The organism is Streptomyces sp. P9(2023), assembly GCF_032436795.1.
Classification (GTDB): domain Bacteria; phylum Actinomycetota; class Actinomycetes; order Streptomycetales; family Streptomycetaceae; genus Streptomyces.
Map to the genome: position 1 here is coordinate 92,428 of NZ_JAUPWM010000016.1, position 16,429 is coordinate 108,856.

13 protein-coding genes and 1 tRNA gene are annotated in these 16,429 nt (G+C 69.5%); 3 read left to right on the plus strand and 11 right to left on the minus strand.

Features of this window, described 5'->3' with window-relative positions; genetic code table 11:
* Positions 1-29 precede the first annotated feature (29 nt).
* The 11 genes from Q5762_RS21420 to dnaA form a co-directional block, all read right to left on the minus strand.
* A complete protein-coding gene (locus Q5762_RS21420; RefSeq protein WP_399495221.1) occupies positions 30-1,979 on the minus strand; it encodes a VWA domain-containing protein in 1,950 nt (649 codons plus the stop codon).
* Positions 1,980-2,193: 214 nt separating this feature from the next.
* Complete coding sequence (locus tag Q5762_RS21425; protein ID WP_003958712.1) at positions 2,194-2,328, minus strand: DLW-39 family protein; 135 nt, start codon at positions 2,326-2,328, stop codon at positions 2,194-2,196.
* A 145-nt stretch (positions 2,329-2,473) separates the two neighbouring features.
* Positions 2,474-2,547, minus strand: a tRNA-Ile gene (locus tag Q5762_RS21430).
* Positions 2,548-2,654: 107 nt separating this feature from the next.
* Positions 2,655-3,272, minus strand: coding sequence for a DUF3566 domain-containing protein (locus tag Q5762_RS21435; RefSeq protein ID WP_315893795.1), 618 nt, complete (start codon positions 3,270-3,272; stop codon positions 2,655-2,657).
* Positions 3,273-3,377: 105 nt separating this feature from the next.
* Positions 3,378-5,999: a DNA gyrase subunit A gene (gene gyrA, locus Q5762_RS21440; RefSeq protein WP_315893796.1), complete on the minus strand. Its 2,622-nt coding sequence runs from the start codon at positions 5,997-5,999 to the stop codon at positions 3,378-3,380.
* Between the two features lie 41 nt (positions 6,000-6,040).
* Entirely contained in the window at positions 6,041-8,086 is a 2,046-nt protein-coding gene (gyrB, locus tag Q5762_RS21445) for a DNA topoisomerase (ATP-hydrolyzing) subunit B (protein ID WP_315893797.1), read from the minus strand.
* A 434-nt stretch (positions 8,087-8,520) separates the two neighbouring features.
* The gene (locus Q5762_RS21450) at positions 8,521-9,075 is read right to left on the minus strand and encodes a DciA family protein (RefSeq protein ID WP_315893798.1); all 555 of its coding nucleotides are present in this window, start codon (positions 9,073-9,075) and stop codon (positions 8,521-8,523) included.
* A gap of 4 nt (positions 9,076-9,079) precedes the next feature.
* Positions 9,080-10,201, minus strand: a complete 1,122-nt coding sequence (gene recF / locus Q5762_RS21455; protein ID WP_315893799.1) for a DNA replication/repair protein RecF — start codon at positions 10,199-10,201, stop codon at positions 9,080-9,082.
* A gap of 55 nt (positions 10,202-10,256) precedes the next feature.
* Positions 10,257-11,135: a phosphogluconate dehydrogenase (NAD(+)-dependent, decarboxylating) gene (gene gnd, locus Q5762_RS21460; RefSeq protein WP_315893800.1), complete on the minus strand. Its 879-nt coding sequence runs from the start codon at positions 11,133-11,135 to the stop codon at positions 10,257-10,259.
* Between the two features lie 184 nt (positions 11,136-11,319).
* A complete protein-coding gene (gene dnaN, locus Q5762_RS21465; protein ID WP_315893801.1) occupies positions 11,320-12,450 on the minus strand; it encodes a DNA polymerase III subunit beta in 1,131 nt (376 codons plus the stop codon).
* 945 nt (positions 12,451-13,395) lie between these two features.
* Entirely contained in the window at positions 13,396-15,192 is a 1,797-nt protein-coding gene (gene dnaA / locus Q5762_RS21470) for a chromosomal replication initiator protein DnaA (protein ID WP_315893802.1), read from the minus strand.
* A gap of 382 nt (positions 15,193-15,574) precedes the next feature.
* On the opposite strand from dnaA, the gene rpmH reads away from it, so the two are divergent.
* From rpmH to yidD, 3 genes are read left to right on the plus strand one after another with little or no spacing between them, the layout of a single operon-like run.
* Positions 15,575-15,712: a 50S ribosomal protein L34 gene (gene rpmH, locus Q5762_RS21475; protein WP_060891143.1), complete on the plus strand. Its 138-nt coding sequence runs from the start codon at positions 15,575-15,577 to the stop codon at positions 15,710-15,712.
* A gap of 21 nt (positions 15,713-15,733) precedes the next feature.
* The gene (gene rnpA, locus Q5762_RS21480; protein WP_315893803.1) at positions 15,734-16,105 is read left to right on the plus strand and encodes a ribonuclease P protein component; all 372 of its coding nucleotides are present in this window, start codon (positions 15,734-15,736) and stop codon (positions 16,103-16,105) included.
* Entirely contained in the window at positions 16,102-16,428 is a 327-nt protein-coding gene (gene yidD / locus Q5762_RS21485) for a membrane protein insertion efficiency factor YidD (protein WP_315893804.1), read from the plus strand. The genes rnpA and yidD overlap by 4 nt, the downstream gene beginning before the upstream one ends.
* The last annotated feature ends 1 nt before the right edge of the window (position 16,429 follow it).

Below are 16,429 nucleotides of genomic sequence, written 5' to 3' on the forward strand. Positions count from 1 at the left end.
GCCCGTTCGAACCCTCACGCGCTGCGTCTTCACGCGCCTCTCCTCGTGTCCGTCGCTGTCCCGCCCCGTGCCCCGCCCTGTGCCCCGCCCCGTACGCGCCGCACGAGGAACACCACCCCCGCGATCAGCACGACAGCCGCACCACCCGCCGCGGCGGCCTCGGTGACGGTCCATCCTGCCCCGCCCGTCCCACCGCTGTCTGCGGCCACGGACGATTCGCCCCGCTTGTCGGGGTTTCCGGCCGCCGCCACCGACGCCGCGCCGTGTGCGGGCCCCGACAGTTCCTCGCCGATGACCGCGATCCGCAGCACCATCGCGATCCGCGGGTTCTCCGCGATCTCCGCCGCCTGCGCGCCCAGGGTGACGGCGATGTAGAAACCGCCCGTGGTGTGCACGGGTACGACGTCGGGGTGGCTCTCGTACCGGTTGGTCCAGGCGACCGGCACCGTCCCCATGCCGAGCGCGGCGGGCCGCCCGGTGTACGAGGTCCGGGAGCTGAACTCGCCCGTACCGCCGCCCACGGGGTGCCGGGCGGGCGTGTAGACCTGCGTACCGCCGTACGAGATCGTCGACGAAGAGCCCTCGCCGGTCGGCTCGTTGGCGAACTCGACGCCGTAGCGCAGCTGCTGTCCCCAGCCCACCGGCACCTTGTACCAGAGCGTCTGGGAGGGCAGCAGACGGTCCCGCCAGACGCCGCGCCCCAGCTCCCGGGCGTCGTTGAAGCCGGTCCCGCCCCGGACGTCCTTCGGGTCGCCGGTGGGCAGGACGGCGTCCTTGCCGCCGGCGCCGTACTCCGGCTGGGACTGCGCCGGGGTCGTTCCGGCCGGCAGCGGTGTCTCGACGCCGAGGACCAGCTCCAGCGGCCAGCGGGCCGCGTCGGAATCGGGCTTGCTCCTGCGCTCGACCACGAACCAGTAGCGGCCCGCCTTGTCGCAGGTCGAGTACCGCTTCTCGGTCGGGACGCGGGCGACGGCGGAGGTCAGCGGCACGGCGCCCTCGTTCTGGTGGAACATCTCGCTGCTGGTCGCGCAGCTGCCCTCGCCGCCGGCGGAGGCGTACACGAGGCGGGTGGCCAGCGCGTCGACGGTGTCGACGGCCGCGCCGGGCTGCGGCACGGCCGTCGCCGCGAAGTCCACCGTGGAGACGTCGTCCAGGTCGGCCGCGTAGTACCGCCGCTCACCGGGCCCGATGGAGTCCAGGTACTGCCCCGGTACGAGCGCGGGCGCCCGGTCGCTCGTCGGCGTACCGGCGATCCGTTCGCCGCGCAGCCGGTAGCCGTCGGCGGAGAGCTGCGCGGCCCGCTGGAGCTGCCGGGCCAGCGCGTCGGCGTCGGGCGCGTCGTAGTAACGGCCGTTGCCCGCCTCGGCGATGCACTCCAGCTGCCCGCGCGCGGCGCCCTTCACCTGGAAGCCGACCGTGTCGATCCGCAGGCCGATCCCGCCCTTGGCGAGCCGCGCGGCCACCTCACAGGGCGCGGGGTCACCGCAGTTGTCCTCGCCGTCGGAGATGAGCAGGATCGTGCGGGTCCCGATCGTCCCGCCGGCGGCCCGGGGAAGGTCCTGGGCGGCCTTCTGGAGGGAGAGGCCGATGGGGGTGTCCCCGGTGGGTTTCAGGGCCGCCACGGCGGACTTGATCCCCGCCCGGTCCAGCGGCGCGACCGGGCGGACGAGCCGGGTGTCCGTGCAGCCCCGGGGCCGGTCGGCGCCGTAGACCCGAAGGCCGGTGGGATGACCGTCGGGGAGGCCGTCGACGACGGTGCCGACGGCCGTACGGGCCGATTCCATCCGCGTACGGCCCGAACCGTCGTCGTCGCCCATGGAACCGGAGGAGTCGAGCACCATCACCAGGCTGCCGCCGCCCGGGCCCGCCCCGTCGGCAGCGGCCGCTCCCTGTGCCGGCGCGAGCAGTAGGGCGGGCAACGCCCCGACCACCCACCCGGCCGCCACTCGTCGCACTCTCAGCACGCTCAGCACGCTCACGCCCCGCCCCCTTGACCGCGATCACTCAACTTTGCTCTCGCAACTTAGTGATTTGCTCAAGCGAACTCAAGAGGGGTGGCGTCACGGTCCTGAAACAGCACACCCGGAAGCCTCAGGACAGTGGTCAGGACAGCGCCCAGGACAGGGGTCAGGACAGCGCGAAGCCCCGGCCGCTCGAACGCGGCCGGGGCTTCGCCCTCAGACAATCTGCGACTCAGACACCCGAACCTGCGGGCACGGAGTCGGTCGCCTCCGTCCACAGATCCTGCTCGGCGCGATCCGCCTGGATCTGGCGGTACACGAGGAGCCCGCCGATGGCGGCCAGTGCGACCAGGAGAAGCTTCTTCACCGCGCGACCTCGTCTTTCGTTGACGTAGGAGACTTCTGACGCCCACTCTACACACCGACCGATACCGATCGGTGACCTAGGCCGGGCAGGTCCCACCAAAAGCAATCGGCCCGAACGGGTGAACCGTCCGGGCCGATCTTCGATGTGGGGCTAACAGGATTTGAACCTGTGGCCTCATCCTTATCAGGGATGCGCTCTAACCAACTGAGCTATAGCCCCGCCGCGCTCTGCGGAGTGTGTCCCGCGCGCTGACTCCTGAAGATTAGCGCACGTGGGGGCCAGTCCCAAAATCGGTTCCTACCGGCCCCCCACAGGCCTTCCGCAGGTCACTCGTCCTCGGCCAGCGTGAGCTCCACACCGCCCACGAAACCGGCCGACAGGTTGTAGATGAACGCGCCCAGCGTCGCCAGCGCGGTCATGAGCACCACGTCGATCACGGCGATCACCGAGGTGAACATCAGGACCCGCGGCAGCGACAGGAACGACTGCAGATCGAAGCCGTTGGACTCGTTCGAGCCCGTCGCCTCGCTGATCGTGCCGCCGACGGTCGAGAAGACGCCCATGGCGTCCATGACCATCCACAGCACCGAAGCCGCCACGATCGTGCAGATGCCGAGCGCGATGGAGAGCAGGAAGCTCACCTTCATGACCGACCACGGGTCGGCCTTCGCCACCCGCAGCCGCGCCTTGCGCGTACGGGGCGTGGTACGCGCCCCGGTGCGCGGCCGACGCACGGCACCCGTGCTCTGCCCAACACCGCCGACACCGGCCACACCGCCCGCCGGACCCGCCGGACCGCCCGCCGGGCCGGCGGCCGGCGCCTGAGCGCCGTACGCCTGCGGCGGGTGGTAGGGCCCGCTCGGCTGCTGCGCACCCGCGCGCTCGCCGGGCAGCGGCCCGTTGTACGTCTCGTACGAGGGCCCCTGCCCTCGGCTGTCCGACACCGCAACCCCCTGGGAGTCCGTGGCGGAGCCACGGGCACCGTTCGCTCCAGCACCAGCAGAAGCTCCGGCAGCCGCCGAATCGGCGCCCGTGGCTCCACTCACGCTCTACTCCTCGTGCTCCCCGGCCGAGGACTCGTTGCCCTCGGCTCCCTCGGCCTCGGCCGCGGTCGCGACCTCGACGCCTTCGCCGATCTCGGCCTCGGCGTCGGCCTCGACGACCTCTTCGGCCTCGCTGCCCGCCTCGGCGTTCCGCGCGATGCCGACGACGGCATCCCGCTTCCCCAGGTTGATCAGCTGGACGCCCATGGTGTCACGGCCGGTCTCCCTGACTTCGTTGACTCGCGTACGAATCACACCGCCGGACAGCGTGATGGCGAGGATCTCATCCGTCTCCTCGACCACCAGCGCCCCCACGAGCGAACCGCGGTCCTCCACGATCTTGGCGGCCTTGATTCCGAGGCCACCGCGACCCTGAACGCGGTATTCGTCGACGTTGGTCCGCTTCGCGTACCCACCGTCGGTGGCGGTGAAGACGAACGTACCCGGCCGGACGACATTCATCGAGAGCAGCTCGTCGCCCTCGCGGAAACTCATCCCCTTGACGCCGGACGTGGCTCGTCCCATCGGACGCAGCGCGTCGTCCGTCGCGGTGAACCGGATCGACTGCGCCTTCTTGCTGATGAGCAGCAGATCGTCCTCCGCCGAGACCAGCTCGGCGCCGATCAGCTCGTCGTCGCCGCCGGCCTCCGTCTCCCGGAGGTTGATGGCGATGACGCCGCCCGCGCGCGGGGAGTCGTAGTCCTTTAGCGCGGTCTTCTTGACCAGACCGCCCTTGGTGGCGAGCACCAGGTACGGCGCGGCCTCGTAGTCGCGGATCGCGAGGATCTCGGCGATCTGCTCGTCCGGCTGGAAGGCCAGCAGGTTGGCGACGTGCTGGCCGCGGGCGTCCCGGCCGGCGTCCGGCAGTTCGTACGCCTTCGCCCGGTAGACCCGGCCCTTGTTGGTGAAGAAGAGCAGCCAGTGGTGGGTGGTGGAGACGAAGAAGTGGTCGACGATGTCGTCCTGCTTCAGCTTCGTGCCGCGCACGCCCTTGCCGCCGCGCTTCTGCGAGCGGTAGTCCTCGGTCTTGGTCCGCTTCACATAGCCGCCACGCGTGATCGTGACGACGATGTCCTCCTCGGCGATCAGGTCCTCGATGGACATGTCACCGTCGAAGGGCACCAGCTTGGAACGGCGGTCGTCGCCGAACTTGTCGACGATCAGCGCCAGCTCCTCGCTGACGATCTGCCGCTGCCGCTCCTCGGAGGCGAGGATCGCGTTGTACTCGTTGATCTTGGCCTGGAGTTCGTCGTGCTCGGCGACGATCTTCTGGCGCTCCAGGGCGGCGAGTCGGCGCAGCTGCATCTCGAGGATGGCGTTGGCCTGGATCTCGTCGATCTGCAGCAGGCCCATCAGGCCCTCGCGCGCGACCTCGACCGTGTCGCTGCGCCGGATCAGCGCGATGACCTCGTCGATCGCGTCGAGCGCCTTGAGCAGACCGCGCAGGATGTGGGCGCGCTCCTCGGCCTTGCGCAGCCGGAAGCGGGTCCGGCGCACGATGACCTCGATCTGGTGCGTCACCCAGTGGCGGATGAACGCGTCCAGCGAGAGCGTGCGCGGCACACCGTCGACGAGCGCCAGCATGTTCGCGCCGAAGTTCGTCTGCAGGTCGGTGTGCTTGTACAGGTTGTTGAGCACGACCTTGGCGACGGCGTCGCGCTTGAGCACGATGACGAGGCGCTGGCCGGTCCGGGACGAGGTCTCGTCGCGGACGTCGGCGATGCCGCCGATCTTGCCGTCCTTCACCAGGTCGGCGATCTTCTGCGCGAGGTTGTCCGGATTGGTCTGGTACGGCAGCTCCGTGACCACCAGGCACTGGCGGTTCTGGATCTCCTCGACCTCGACGACCGCGCGCATCGTGATGGAGCCGCGACCGGTGCGGTACGCCTCCTCGATGCCCTTACGGCCGACGACCAGCGCGCCGGTCGGGAAGTCCGGGCCCTTGATCCGCTCGATGAGCGCGTCGAGCAGCTCCTCGTGCGTGGCCTCGGGGTGCTCCAGCGCCCACTGGGCACCGGCCGCGACCTCGCGCAGGTTGTGCGGCGGGATGTTGGTCGCCATACCGACGGCGATGCCGGCGGAGCCGTTGACCAGCAGGTTCGGGAAGCGCGCCGGCAGGACCGTCGGCTCCTGGTTCCGGCCGTCGTAGTTGTCCTGGAAGTCGACGGTCTCCTCGTCGATGTCCCGGAGCATCTCCATGGCCAGCGGCATCATCTTGCACTCGGTGTACCGCATGGCGGCGGCCGGGTCGTTGCCCGGGGAACCGAAGTTGCCGTTGGAGTCCACCAGCGGCATCCGCATCGACCAGGGCTGGGCGAGGCGGACGAGCGCGTCGTAGATGGAGGAGTCGCCGTGCGGGTGGTACGTACCCATGACGTCACCGACGACGCGGGCGCACTTGTAGAAGCCCTTCTCGGGCCGGTAGCCGCCGTCGTACATCGCGTACAGCACGCGCCGGTGGACGGGCTTGAGGCCGTCCCGGACGTCGGGCAGCGCACGCGACACGATGACGGACATCGCGTAGTCGAGGTACGAGCGCTGCATCTCGGTCTCGAGCCCGACGGGCTCGATCCGCAGCACCTGCATCTCTTCGTCGTCAGTGGTCACAGGGGGGTTCTCGTCGGCCATTGCTGGTCGTCAGTCCTTTCGTACGGTCAGCTGAGACCGACTCAGATGTCGAGGAAGCGAACGTCCTTGGCGTTGCGCTGGATGAACGAGCGCCGGGCCTCGACGTCCTCACCCATCAGCACCGAGAACAGGTCGTCCGCCTGGGCCGCGTCGTCCAGGGTCACCTGGCCGAGGACACGGTGGTCCTGGTCCATGGTGGTGACGCGCAGCTCCTCGGCGTTCATCTCGCCCAGACCCTTGAAGCGCTGGATCGAGTCTTCCCTGATCCGCTTGCCGTTCTGCTTGCCCAGCTCGACCAGCGCGTCGCGCTCACGGTCCGAGTACGCGTACTCGAAGTCGTCCCGGCCCCACTTGATCTTGTAGAGCGGCGGGCGCGAGAGGTAGACGTGACCGGCCTCGACCAGCGGACGCATGAAGCGGAAGAGGAAGGTCAGCAGCAGGGTGTTGATGTGCTGGCCGTCGACGTCGGCGTCCGCCATCAGGATGATCTTGTGATAGCGGAGCTTCTCGATGTCGAAGTCCTCGTGGACTCCGGTGCCGAAGGCCGAGATCAGCGCCTGGACCTCGGTGTTCTGCAGGATCTTGTCGATCCGGGCCTTCTCGACGTTCAGGATCTTGCCGCGGATCGGCAGGATGGCCTGGTACATCGGGTTACGGCCGGACTTCGCCGAACCACCGGCGGAGTCACCCTCGACGATGAAGATCTCGCACTTGGTGGGGTCGTTCGACTGGCAGTCGCTCAGCTTGCCCGGCAGGGACGCCGACTCGAGCAGACCCTTGCGGCGGGTCAGGTCACGCGCCTTGCGGGCCGCCACGCGCGCGGTGGCCGCCTGGATCGACTTACGGATGATGTCCGCGGCCTCGACGGGGTTACGGTCGAACCAGTCGTTGAGGTGCTCGTGGACGATCTTCTGCACGAAGGTCTTGGCCTCCGTGTTGCCCAGCTTGGTCTTCGTCTGGCCCTCGAACTGCGGCTCGCCCAGCTTGACCGAGATGATCGCCGTCAGACCCTCGCGGATGTCCTCACCCGTGAGGTTGTCGTCCTTCTCGCGCAGCAGCTTCTTGTCGCGGGCGTAGCGGTTCACCAGGCCCGTCAGCGCGGCGCGGAAACCCTCTTCGTGCGTGCCGCCCTCGTGGGTGTGGATCGTGTTCGCGAACGAGTACACGCCCTCGCTGTACTGCGAGTTCCACTGCATCGCGATCTCGACCGAGAGCATCCGCTCCTTGTCCTCGGCCTCGACGTCGATGACGGTCGGGTGGATCAGCTCACCCTTGCGCGAGTTGAGGTACTTCACGAAGTCGACGATGCCGCCCTCGTAGTGGTACTGCACCGTGCGCGCGGCCGGCTCGGCGGCCTCCGCGTCCGGGTCGTCGGCGCCGACCGTGGCCTTCGCGGACTCGCGCTCGTCCGTCAGCGTCAGGGTGAGGCCCTTGTTGAGGAAGGCCATCTCCTGGAAACGGCGCGCGAGCGTCTCGAAGGAGTACTCGGTGGTCTCGAAGACGTCCGGGTCGGCCCAGAACGTCACGGTCGTGCCGGAGTCCGAGACCTCCTCGTGCTTGGCGAGGGGCGCGGTCGGCACACCGAGCTTGTAGTCCTGCGTCCAGCGGTAGCCGTCCCGCTTGATGTCCACGGAGACCTTGGTGGACAGCGCGTTGACCACGGACACACCCACGCCGTGGAGACCGCCGGACACGGCGTAGCCACCGCCGCCGAACTTGCCGCCCGCGTGCAGGACCGTCAGCACGACCTCGACGGCCGGCTTCTTCTCCACGGGGTGCATGTCGACCGGGATACCGCGACCGTTGTCGACGACGCGCACGCCGCCGTCGGCCAGGATCGTGACGTCGATCGTGTCCGCGTGCCCGGCGAGGGCCTCGTCGACGGAGTTGTCGACGACCTCCTGCACGAGGTGGTGGAGTCCGCGCTCACCGGTCGAGCCGATGTACATGCCGGGTCGCTTGCGGACCGCGTCCAGACCCTCGAGGACGGTGATCGCGCTGGCGTCGTACGACGCAGCGTTGGCGGACGGAGTGTTCTCGTTGGGGTTGCCGGAATCGGCCACGAAGCGCCCTTTCTGGCACAGCACAAGCCGTTCTCCGGGCATACGGGAGCGGCTGCGTCGTTCGACTTGTTCCGCAGGGTGGCGGGATTGTCCACCAGTCTACCGGTAGCGCCGACATGAATGGGGGTTTGCCGGTACCTGAGTCCGCATGTGCCGCCCTGAGCGGGAGCGAGACGACTCCCCATATCCAGGCAGGCCCCCCAAACGCCCCTGACGGCCACCTAGCGCTTCGGGCTGTGACCCGTTGTGGGCAACGGCCCGCACCGCGCTGTGGGCAATCGTTCCGCAGGGCGGAACGGGTGGGCACAGCCCACGAACGCCGCTCCCCGCGCCAGGGCCCCGCACCACGGCACCCACGGGCGCCCGCACAACCGGTGCCCGGCCCTCACGGCTCAGGGCACCCCTGGCCAGGCCCGCACCACGGCACCCCGGGGCGCGCCCTCAGCCCACAGGCAGCGTCAGCCGTACGTGTCCCCGGGCCCCACAGACCCCGGCGCCCGCAACGGCCCGTACCCCTTCCGCGGCCCCCCGGGCCCCAGGACCTTGATCACCCGCACCGTCCCGTGCCCAAGGTCCTCGTTCAGCCGCGCGACCAACCGCGGCGCCAACAACCTCAGCTGCGTCGCCCAGGCCGTCGAATCGCACTGAACCGTCAGTACCCGCTGCTCCGGCTCGTCGTCGTACTTCAGCGGCACGCAGTGCTTCGCCAGGTCCTCGCCCACGATCTGCGGCCAGCGCCCCATGACGCCGCCCACCGCCGCCGGCGTCTCCCAGCCGCGCTCGGTGATGAGCCGGTTGATCGCGGCGCCGAGACCGATCGGGTCCCGCCCGTCGGCGTGCGCGCCCGACCGCAGGCCGCCGCCCCGCCGCGCCTGCTTCTTCTGCTGGGCGGCCGCGCCCCGCGCCTTCGCCTGCTCCTTGGCGGCGCGCAGCGCGACCCGGGCGAGGTCCACGCCCGAGGGCTCGGGCGCCTTGGGGGCGGGGTCGCCGGGACCGGCTTCGTTCTGGGTCACAACCTCACAGCCTCTCCACCGAACCCCCGGCGACCTCGTACCGAACCCCCGCGAGCACCCCCGGCACGTCGTCGTCCACCGCCGCCGTCACGAGCACCTGCTCACCGGGCGCCACCAGCTCCGCGAGCCGTTCCCGGCGCCGCGCGTCCAGCTCGGCGAAGACGTCGTCGAGGACCAGAACCGGCTCGTTGCCCTCCGCCCGCAGCAGGTCGTACGAGGCCAGCCGCAGCGCCAGCGCGTACGACCAGGACTCCCCGTGACTCGCGTACCCCTTCGCCGGCAGGTCGCCCAGCTTGAGCAGCAGCTCGTCCCGGTGCGGCCCGACCAGGGTCACCCCGCGCTCGATCTCCTGCTTGCGCACCTCCGCCAGCGCGGCGATCAGCTGCTCGTACAGCTCCTCGCGCGTCTGCCCGGGGCCCGGCGCGGACGGCCGGTACTCCAGCAGAATCGGTCCGCCGCCCGGCGCCAGCTGCTCGTACGCCTTGTCGGCCAGCGGCTGCAGCACACCGATCAGATCCAGCCGCTGCGCGAGCAGCTCCGCACCCGCGCGCGCCAGATGCTGGTCCCAGACGTCCAACGTCGACAGGTCCATGCCACGCCCGCCGTGCCGTCGCGCCATCGCCGCGGACTTCAGCAGCGTGTTGCGCTGCTTGAGCACCCGCTCGTAGTCGGAGCGCACACCCGCCATGCGCGGCGCGCGCGCCGTGATCAGTTCGTCGAGGAAGCACCGGCGCTCGCCGGGGTCGCCCTTCACCAGGGCCAGGTCCTCGGGCGCGAACAGCACGGTCCGTACGATTCCCAGCACGTCACGGGGTTTGACCTGCGAGGACCTGTTGATACGGGCGCGGTTGGCCCGCCCCGGGTTCAGCTCCAGCTCGACCAGCTGGGAACGCTCGCCCTGGGTGACGGCGGCGCGGATGATCGCCCGGTCCGCCCCCATCCGGACCAGCGGCGCGTCGGAGGCGACGCGGTGGCTGCCGAGGGTGGCGAGATAGCCGACGGCCTCGACCAGATTGGTCTTGCCCTGGCCGTTGGCGCCCACGAACGCGGTGACGCCCGGATCGAGCGGGACCTCGACCCGGGCGTAGGAGCGGAAGTCGGCCAGCGAGAGATGCGTGACATGCATGGTGGCGCCGACCTTCCCCCGGCTGCCGTGCACCGTGGGGTGCACAGCCTGTGGATTACTTCTTGGACTCGACCGCGTGGCCACCGAACTGGTTGCGCAGCGCGGCGATCATCTTCATCTGCGGGGAGTCGTCCTGGCGCGACGCGAACCGCGCGAACAGCGAGGCGGTGATCGCGGGCAGCGGCACGGCGTTGTCGATGGCGGCCTCGACGGTCCACCGGCCCTCGCCGGAGTCCGCGGCGAACCCGCGCAGCTGGTCCAGATGCTCGTCCTCGTCCAGCGCGTTGACCGCCAGGTCCAGCAGCCAGGAACGGATGACCGTGCCCTCCTGCCAGGAGCGGAAGACCTCACGCACGTCGGTGACGGAGTCGACCTTCTCCAGGAGCTCCCAGCCCTCGGCGTACGCCTGCATCATCGCGTACTCGATGCCGTTGTGAACCATCTTGGCGAAGTGGCCGGCGCCGACCTTGCCCGCGTGGACCGAGCCGAACTCACCCTCGGGCTTGAGCGCGTCGAAGATCGGCTGGACCTTCGCGACGTCCTCGGCGGAGCCGCCGTACATCAGCGCGTAGCCGTTCTCCAGGCCCCACACACCGCCGGAGACTCCGCAGTCGACGAAGCCGATGCCCTTGGCGGCGAGCTCCTCGGCGTGCTTCTCGTCGTCGGTCCAGCGGGAGTTGCCGCCGTCCACGACGATGTCGCCGGGGGAGAGCAGGTTCGCGAGCTCGTCGACGGTGGACTGGGTCGCGGCACCGGCCGGAACCATGACCCACACGACGCGCGGACCCTTCAGCTTGCCCACAAGCTCTTCCAGGCTGTGGACATCGGCGAGGTCCGGGTTGCGGTCGTATCCGATGACGGTGTGGCCTGCGCGGCGGATGCGCTCACGCATGTTGCCGCCCATCTTGCCGAGACCGACGAGACCGAGCTCCATCAGAGATTCCTTAAGCGTCGTGTGCGGTGTACCCGGGTCCGAGCCTACGCCCGGGCCCGGTTGCACACCTGTGGGGTCGGCCGCTCAGCCGACGCCTGCTCCGACGGGTCATCCAGAGAGCCTCACCGGCATACTGCGTCTTCCCGGGGGGCGACCCCCGGACCCCCGGCAGGAACCCCGGGCGTCAGCCGCTGAGCCTCACCGGCATGATCAAGTACTTGTACGCCTCGTCCGCCTCCGCGTCCACGGCCGGCCTGCCGCTCAGCAGCGCGGGCTTGGTGGAGGTGGTGAAGGAGAGCTGGGCGACCGGGGAGTCGATCGCGCTCAGGCCGTCCAGCAGGAACGTCGGGTTGAAGGCGATCGAGATGTCGTCGCCGTCCAGCTGCGCGTCCACGCGCTCCACAGCCTGTGCGTCGTCGCTGGAGCCGGCCTCCAGGATCAGCACGCCCTGCTCGAAGCTGAGCCGCACCGGGGTGTTGCGCTCGGCCACCAGGGCCACACGCTTGACGGCCTCGACGAACGGGGCGGTCTCGATCACCGCGATCGAGTTGAACTCGGTGGGGAAGAGCGTCCGGTACTTCGGCAGGTCGCCTTCGAGCAGCCGGGTCGTGGTGCGGCGGCCCGCGCCCTCGAAGCCGATCAGGCCCTCGCCCTTGCCTGAGCCCGAGAGCGCCAGGGTGACCGTGTCGCCGCTGGTGAGCGCCTTGGCGGTGTCCAGCAGCGTCTTCGCGGGCACCAGGGCGACCGCGGAGGCGTCGGGGGACTCCGGCTTCCACAGGAACTCGCGGACCGCGAAGCGGTAGCGGTCGGTGGAGGCCAGGGTGACCGTGTCGCCCTCGATCTCGATGCGCACACCGGTGAGCACCGGCAGCGTGTCGTCACGGCCGGCGGCGATGGCGACCTGCGCGGCGGCGGAGGCGAAGACCTCACCGGGCACGGTGCCGGTCGCGGTGGGCATCTCCGGCAGGGCCGGGTACTCCTCCACAGGCAGGGTGTGGAGGGTGAAGCGGGAGGAGCCGCAGACCACGGTCGCCCGTACACCGTCTGTGGAAATCTCGACGGGGCGGTTGGGCAGGGCGCGGCAGATGTCGGCGAGCAGGCGGCCGGAGACCAGGACGGTGCCGTCCTCCTCGACCTCCGCCTCGACGGAGACACGGGCCGAGACCTCGTAGTCGAAGCTCGAGAAGCTCAGCGCGCCGTCCTCGGCCTTCAGCAGAAGGCCCGCGAGTACGGGCGCCGGCGGACGGGCCGGGAGGCTGCGGGCCACCCAGGCCACCGCCTCCGCGAGTACATCGCGCTCCACCCGGATCTTCACCGGAACCGCCTCCTGCTTGTTGCTGGCTCTTCGTCGACTGCGGGAACCAGTCTGACGTACGCCACCGACACTCGGTGCGGCTCGGGGTCAAGTCGCGACAAGAGCTCGAGAAGGCTCCGGCCCCGAGTTGTGCACAGGACCCACTTCGAAGCGGATTCCGGGCTAACTCTATGTGGCAGTAGTAGTAGGGCCTGTGGAAACCGTGGATAACGCCATCTGCGCAGGTCAGCAGCTGTTTTTTGTCCACTGCCCCTGTGGGTGGACCCGGTGGACAACTCAGGGTTTCTGTGGACACCCGAAAGTTCTGCACACCCGATGCACAGGCCAAGGGGACTTCTCCCCAGCGCTGTCCCCAGCTTTACCCACGTTCCCCACAGCCCAACCGTCCCCCTTGGTGTGACCGCTTTCACTCGACGCGGTGACGCCGGGCGTTTCGTTGCCGAACAGTGGACAGGGGTGTGGAGAACTTGTGGGCAACGGACCGCGCCCTGTGGGTTGCCGGTGGACAACATGCGGGGCGCCCTGTGGACGAAAATTTCATCCACAACCTGTGGATCAAGGTTGCCAACAAATCCACACCCCTCTGACCTGGGATGTCGATCTCTGGCCCGGCCCACCTGTGGATGCGATCCGGATAACTCGAGATTCCCCACCCTGTGGACGGAAGATCATCCCCCAATCTGTGGAGAACGCGCTACTGCGGCGCCGTAATCGAACAGCCCCGCCGCGCACAGGCGTGTGGACGACGCCGCCGGCAGCCCGGAAGGACGTCCAAGGCCGCCCCGGAAGGCGGCCATGGCCCCCCAGGAAGCCCGCCCGGAGCGCCCCGTAACCCGCTCAAGACCCGCTCAAGACCCGCTCCAGGCACATCCCCGCCCGCAGACGGCGAAGGGCGCCCCGGGGAGGTGTCCCGGAGCGCCCTTCGTGCGGTGCTGAGTGAGCCCGTCAGCCGTTCTTGATGCGGTTGGTGAGCTCGGTGACCTGGTTGTAGATGGAGCGGCGCTCGGCCATCAGCGCGCGGATCTTCCGGTCCGCGTGCATCACGGTCGTGTGGTCGCGGCCGCCGAACTGCGCGCCGATCTTCGGCAGGGACAGGTCGGTGAGCTCGCGGCACAGGTACATGGCGATCTGCCGGGCCGTCACCAGGACGCGACTGCGCGAGGATCCGCAGAGGTCCTCGACCGTCAGGCCGAAGTAGTCGGCGGTGGCCGCCATGATCGCCGGCGCGGTGATCTCCGGTGCCGAGTCCTCGCCGCCGGGGATCAGGTCCTTGAGGACGATCTCGGTCAGGCCGAGGTCCACCGGCTGCCGGTTGAGGCTCGCGAAGGCCGTCACGCGGATCAGCGCGCCCTCCAGCTCACGGATGTTCCGCGAGATGCGGGAGGCGATGAACTCCAGTACCTCCGGCGGGGCGTTGAGCTGCTCCTGCACCGCCTTCTTCCGGAGGATCGCAATCCGCGTCTCCAGCTCGGGCGGCTGCACATCGGTGGTCAGACCCCACTCGAAGCGGTTGCGGAGCCGGTCCTCCAGGGTCATCAGCTGCTTGGGCGGCCGGTCCGAGGAGAGCACGATCTGCTTGTTCGCGTTGTGGAGCGTGTTGAAGGTGTGGAAGAACTCCTCCTGCGTCGACTCCTTGCTCGCGAGGAACTGGATGTCGTCGACGAGCAGGATGTCCACATCGCGGTAGCGCTTGCGGAAGGTGTCGCCCTTGCCGTCGCGGATGGAGTTGATGAACTCGTTGGTGAACTCCTCCGAGCTCACGTACCGCACGCGCGTGCCGGGGTAGAGGCTCCGCGCGTAGTGCCCGATGGCGTGCAGCAGATGCGTCTTGCCGAGGCCCGACTCCCCGTAGATGAAGAGTGGGTTGTACGCCTTGGCCGGCGCCTCGGCCACCGCGACGGCGGCGGCGTGCGCGAACCGGTTCGAGGAACCGATGACGAAGGTGTCGAAGAGGTACTTGGGGTTCAGGCGCGCGTGCTGCTCGCCGGGCGCGCCGGACCCCTGCCCGGAGGCCGGGCCGGTGCCGCCGCCGGTGTGACCCGGCATGGGACCGCCGTGTCCTCCGGGTCCGCCAGGACCGCCGGGGCGGGGACCGTGACCGGGGCCCGGCCGCGGCGGGTCGGGCAGCTCGGCCCGTTCCGGCCGCTGCGGCTGGTCGTAGGCCGACGGGCGCTCGTCGTAGCGGGGCTGCTGGGGCTGCTGCGGACGCGGGCCGGTGTACGGGTCGCGCTCCTGGAAGGACCCGAGGCGCGGCTGCTGCCAGGAGAGGTCGTCCTGGCTGCGCGGCCAGGCGCCCGGGTCGGGGCGCTGCTGCTGGTAGTCCGGGTACGCGGGGCGCGCGGTGGGCATGCCGTCGTCCGGCAGGGGCCGGTGGCCGTAGCCGTCGTACTTGTCGTACGAGTCCGCCGGCGGCCGCTCGTCGTAGCGGGGCTGCTGCTGCACCGGGGGGGCGGGCGGGGTCGGCTCGCCGACGGAGTCGTCGACGGTGATCGCGATCCGGATCGGGCGGCCGCACTCATGGCTGAGGGTCTCGCTGATGAGCGGGGCCAGGCGCCCTTCGAGGACGCGCTTGCCCCACTCGTTGGGTACGGCGAGCAGTGCGGTGTCGGCCACCAGTGCGAGAGGCTGGCAGCGCTCGATCCACTGCTTGTCCTTGGGCTCGATGCCCTGCTGGCCTTCGCCGAGGAGTTGCTCGAGCACGCGTGGCCACACTGCGGCAAGATCGGCAGGTACGTCAGCCACAGGGCACGCTTCCTCGCAGGTCCCACGAATGTGTGGTTCTCGGGACGGTTGGTCGAAGTCCGTCAGGACAGGTAAGGACAGAACGGAAAAAAGTTTTAGGAGTCCAGCCACGGTAGTCGTGGCAGCTGACCTCGTTCAAGTCGTTGTCCACAGCCTGTGCACAATGGACCCTGGTGATCGGTCGGTTTGACCGGATGGCGTAGCCGCGCGTACCGTAACGTGGTCGAGTTGTCGATGGCTGCTGCCGCCTGCCTCCGATGGGCAAAGATCACGGTCAGTGATCGTGTAGCGGTGCACTCGGGCGTATTGCGAGCTACTCGTGGGCGCACGGTGACAGCCAGGCGATGTCCCGCCATCTACGAATCATTTCTGGAGCCCCCGAGTGAGCAAGCGCACCTTCCAGCCGAACAACCGTCGTCGCGCCAAGACCCACGGCTTCCGCCTGCGGATGCGTACGCGCGCCGGTCGCGCCATCCTGGCGAACCGCCGTTCCAAGGGTCGTTCGAGCCTGTCCGCCTGATCCGCTTAAACAGGTCATGACGTGCTGCCTACCGAGAATCGGCTGAGGCGGCGCGAGGACTTCGCAACCGCGGTACGCCGAGGGCGCCGGGCCGGTCGCCCGCTCCTCGTCGTCCACCTACACAGCGGTGCACCGGACCCGCACGCGCCTGGGGAGAGCGCTTCCCCGACGCGTGCGGGTTTCGTCGTGAGCAAGGCCGTGGGCGGTGCCGTCGTACGCAACCAGGTGAAGCGACGACTGCGCCATCTCGTCCGCGAACGACTGTCCGAGCTGCCCCCCGGTAGCCTGGTGGTCGTACGGGCGTTGCCCGGAGCCGGTGACGCCGATCACGCACAGCTGGCCCGAGACCTTGACGCCGCTCTTCAGCGGCTCCTGGGAGGGGGCGCGCGATGAAGTACCCGCTGCTGGCTCTCATCAAGCTGTACCAGTGGACGATCAGCCCGCTTCTCGGGCCCGTCTGCCGGTACTACCCGTCGTGTTCCCACTATGGATTCACGGCCATCGACCGGCATGGCGCGATCAAGGGCACTGCCCTGACCGCCTGGCGCATTCTGCGGTGCAACCCGTGGTCGCCCGGCGGCGTGGACCACGTTCCTCCGCGCAAGCGTCCGCGCTGGCATGAACTGCTGCGGAACGCCCTGCGCGGCGACAAGGGCGGGTCCCCCGCCGAGACGAGCCCGGCCGCAGAGACCCCGCCCAATGCTCAAGGAGCCTGAT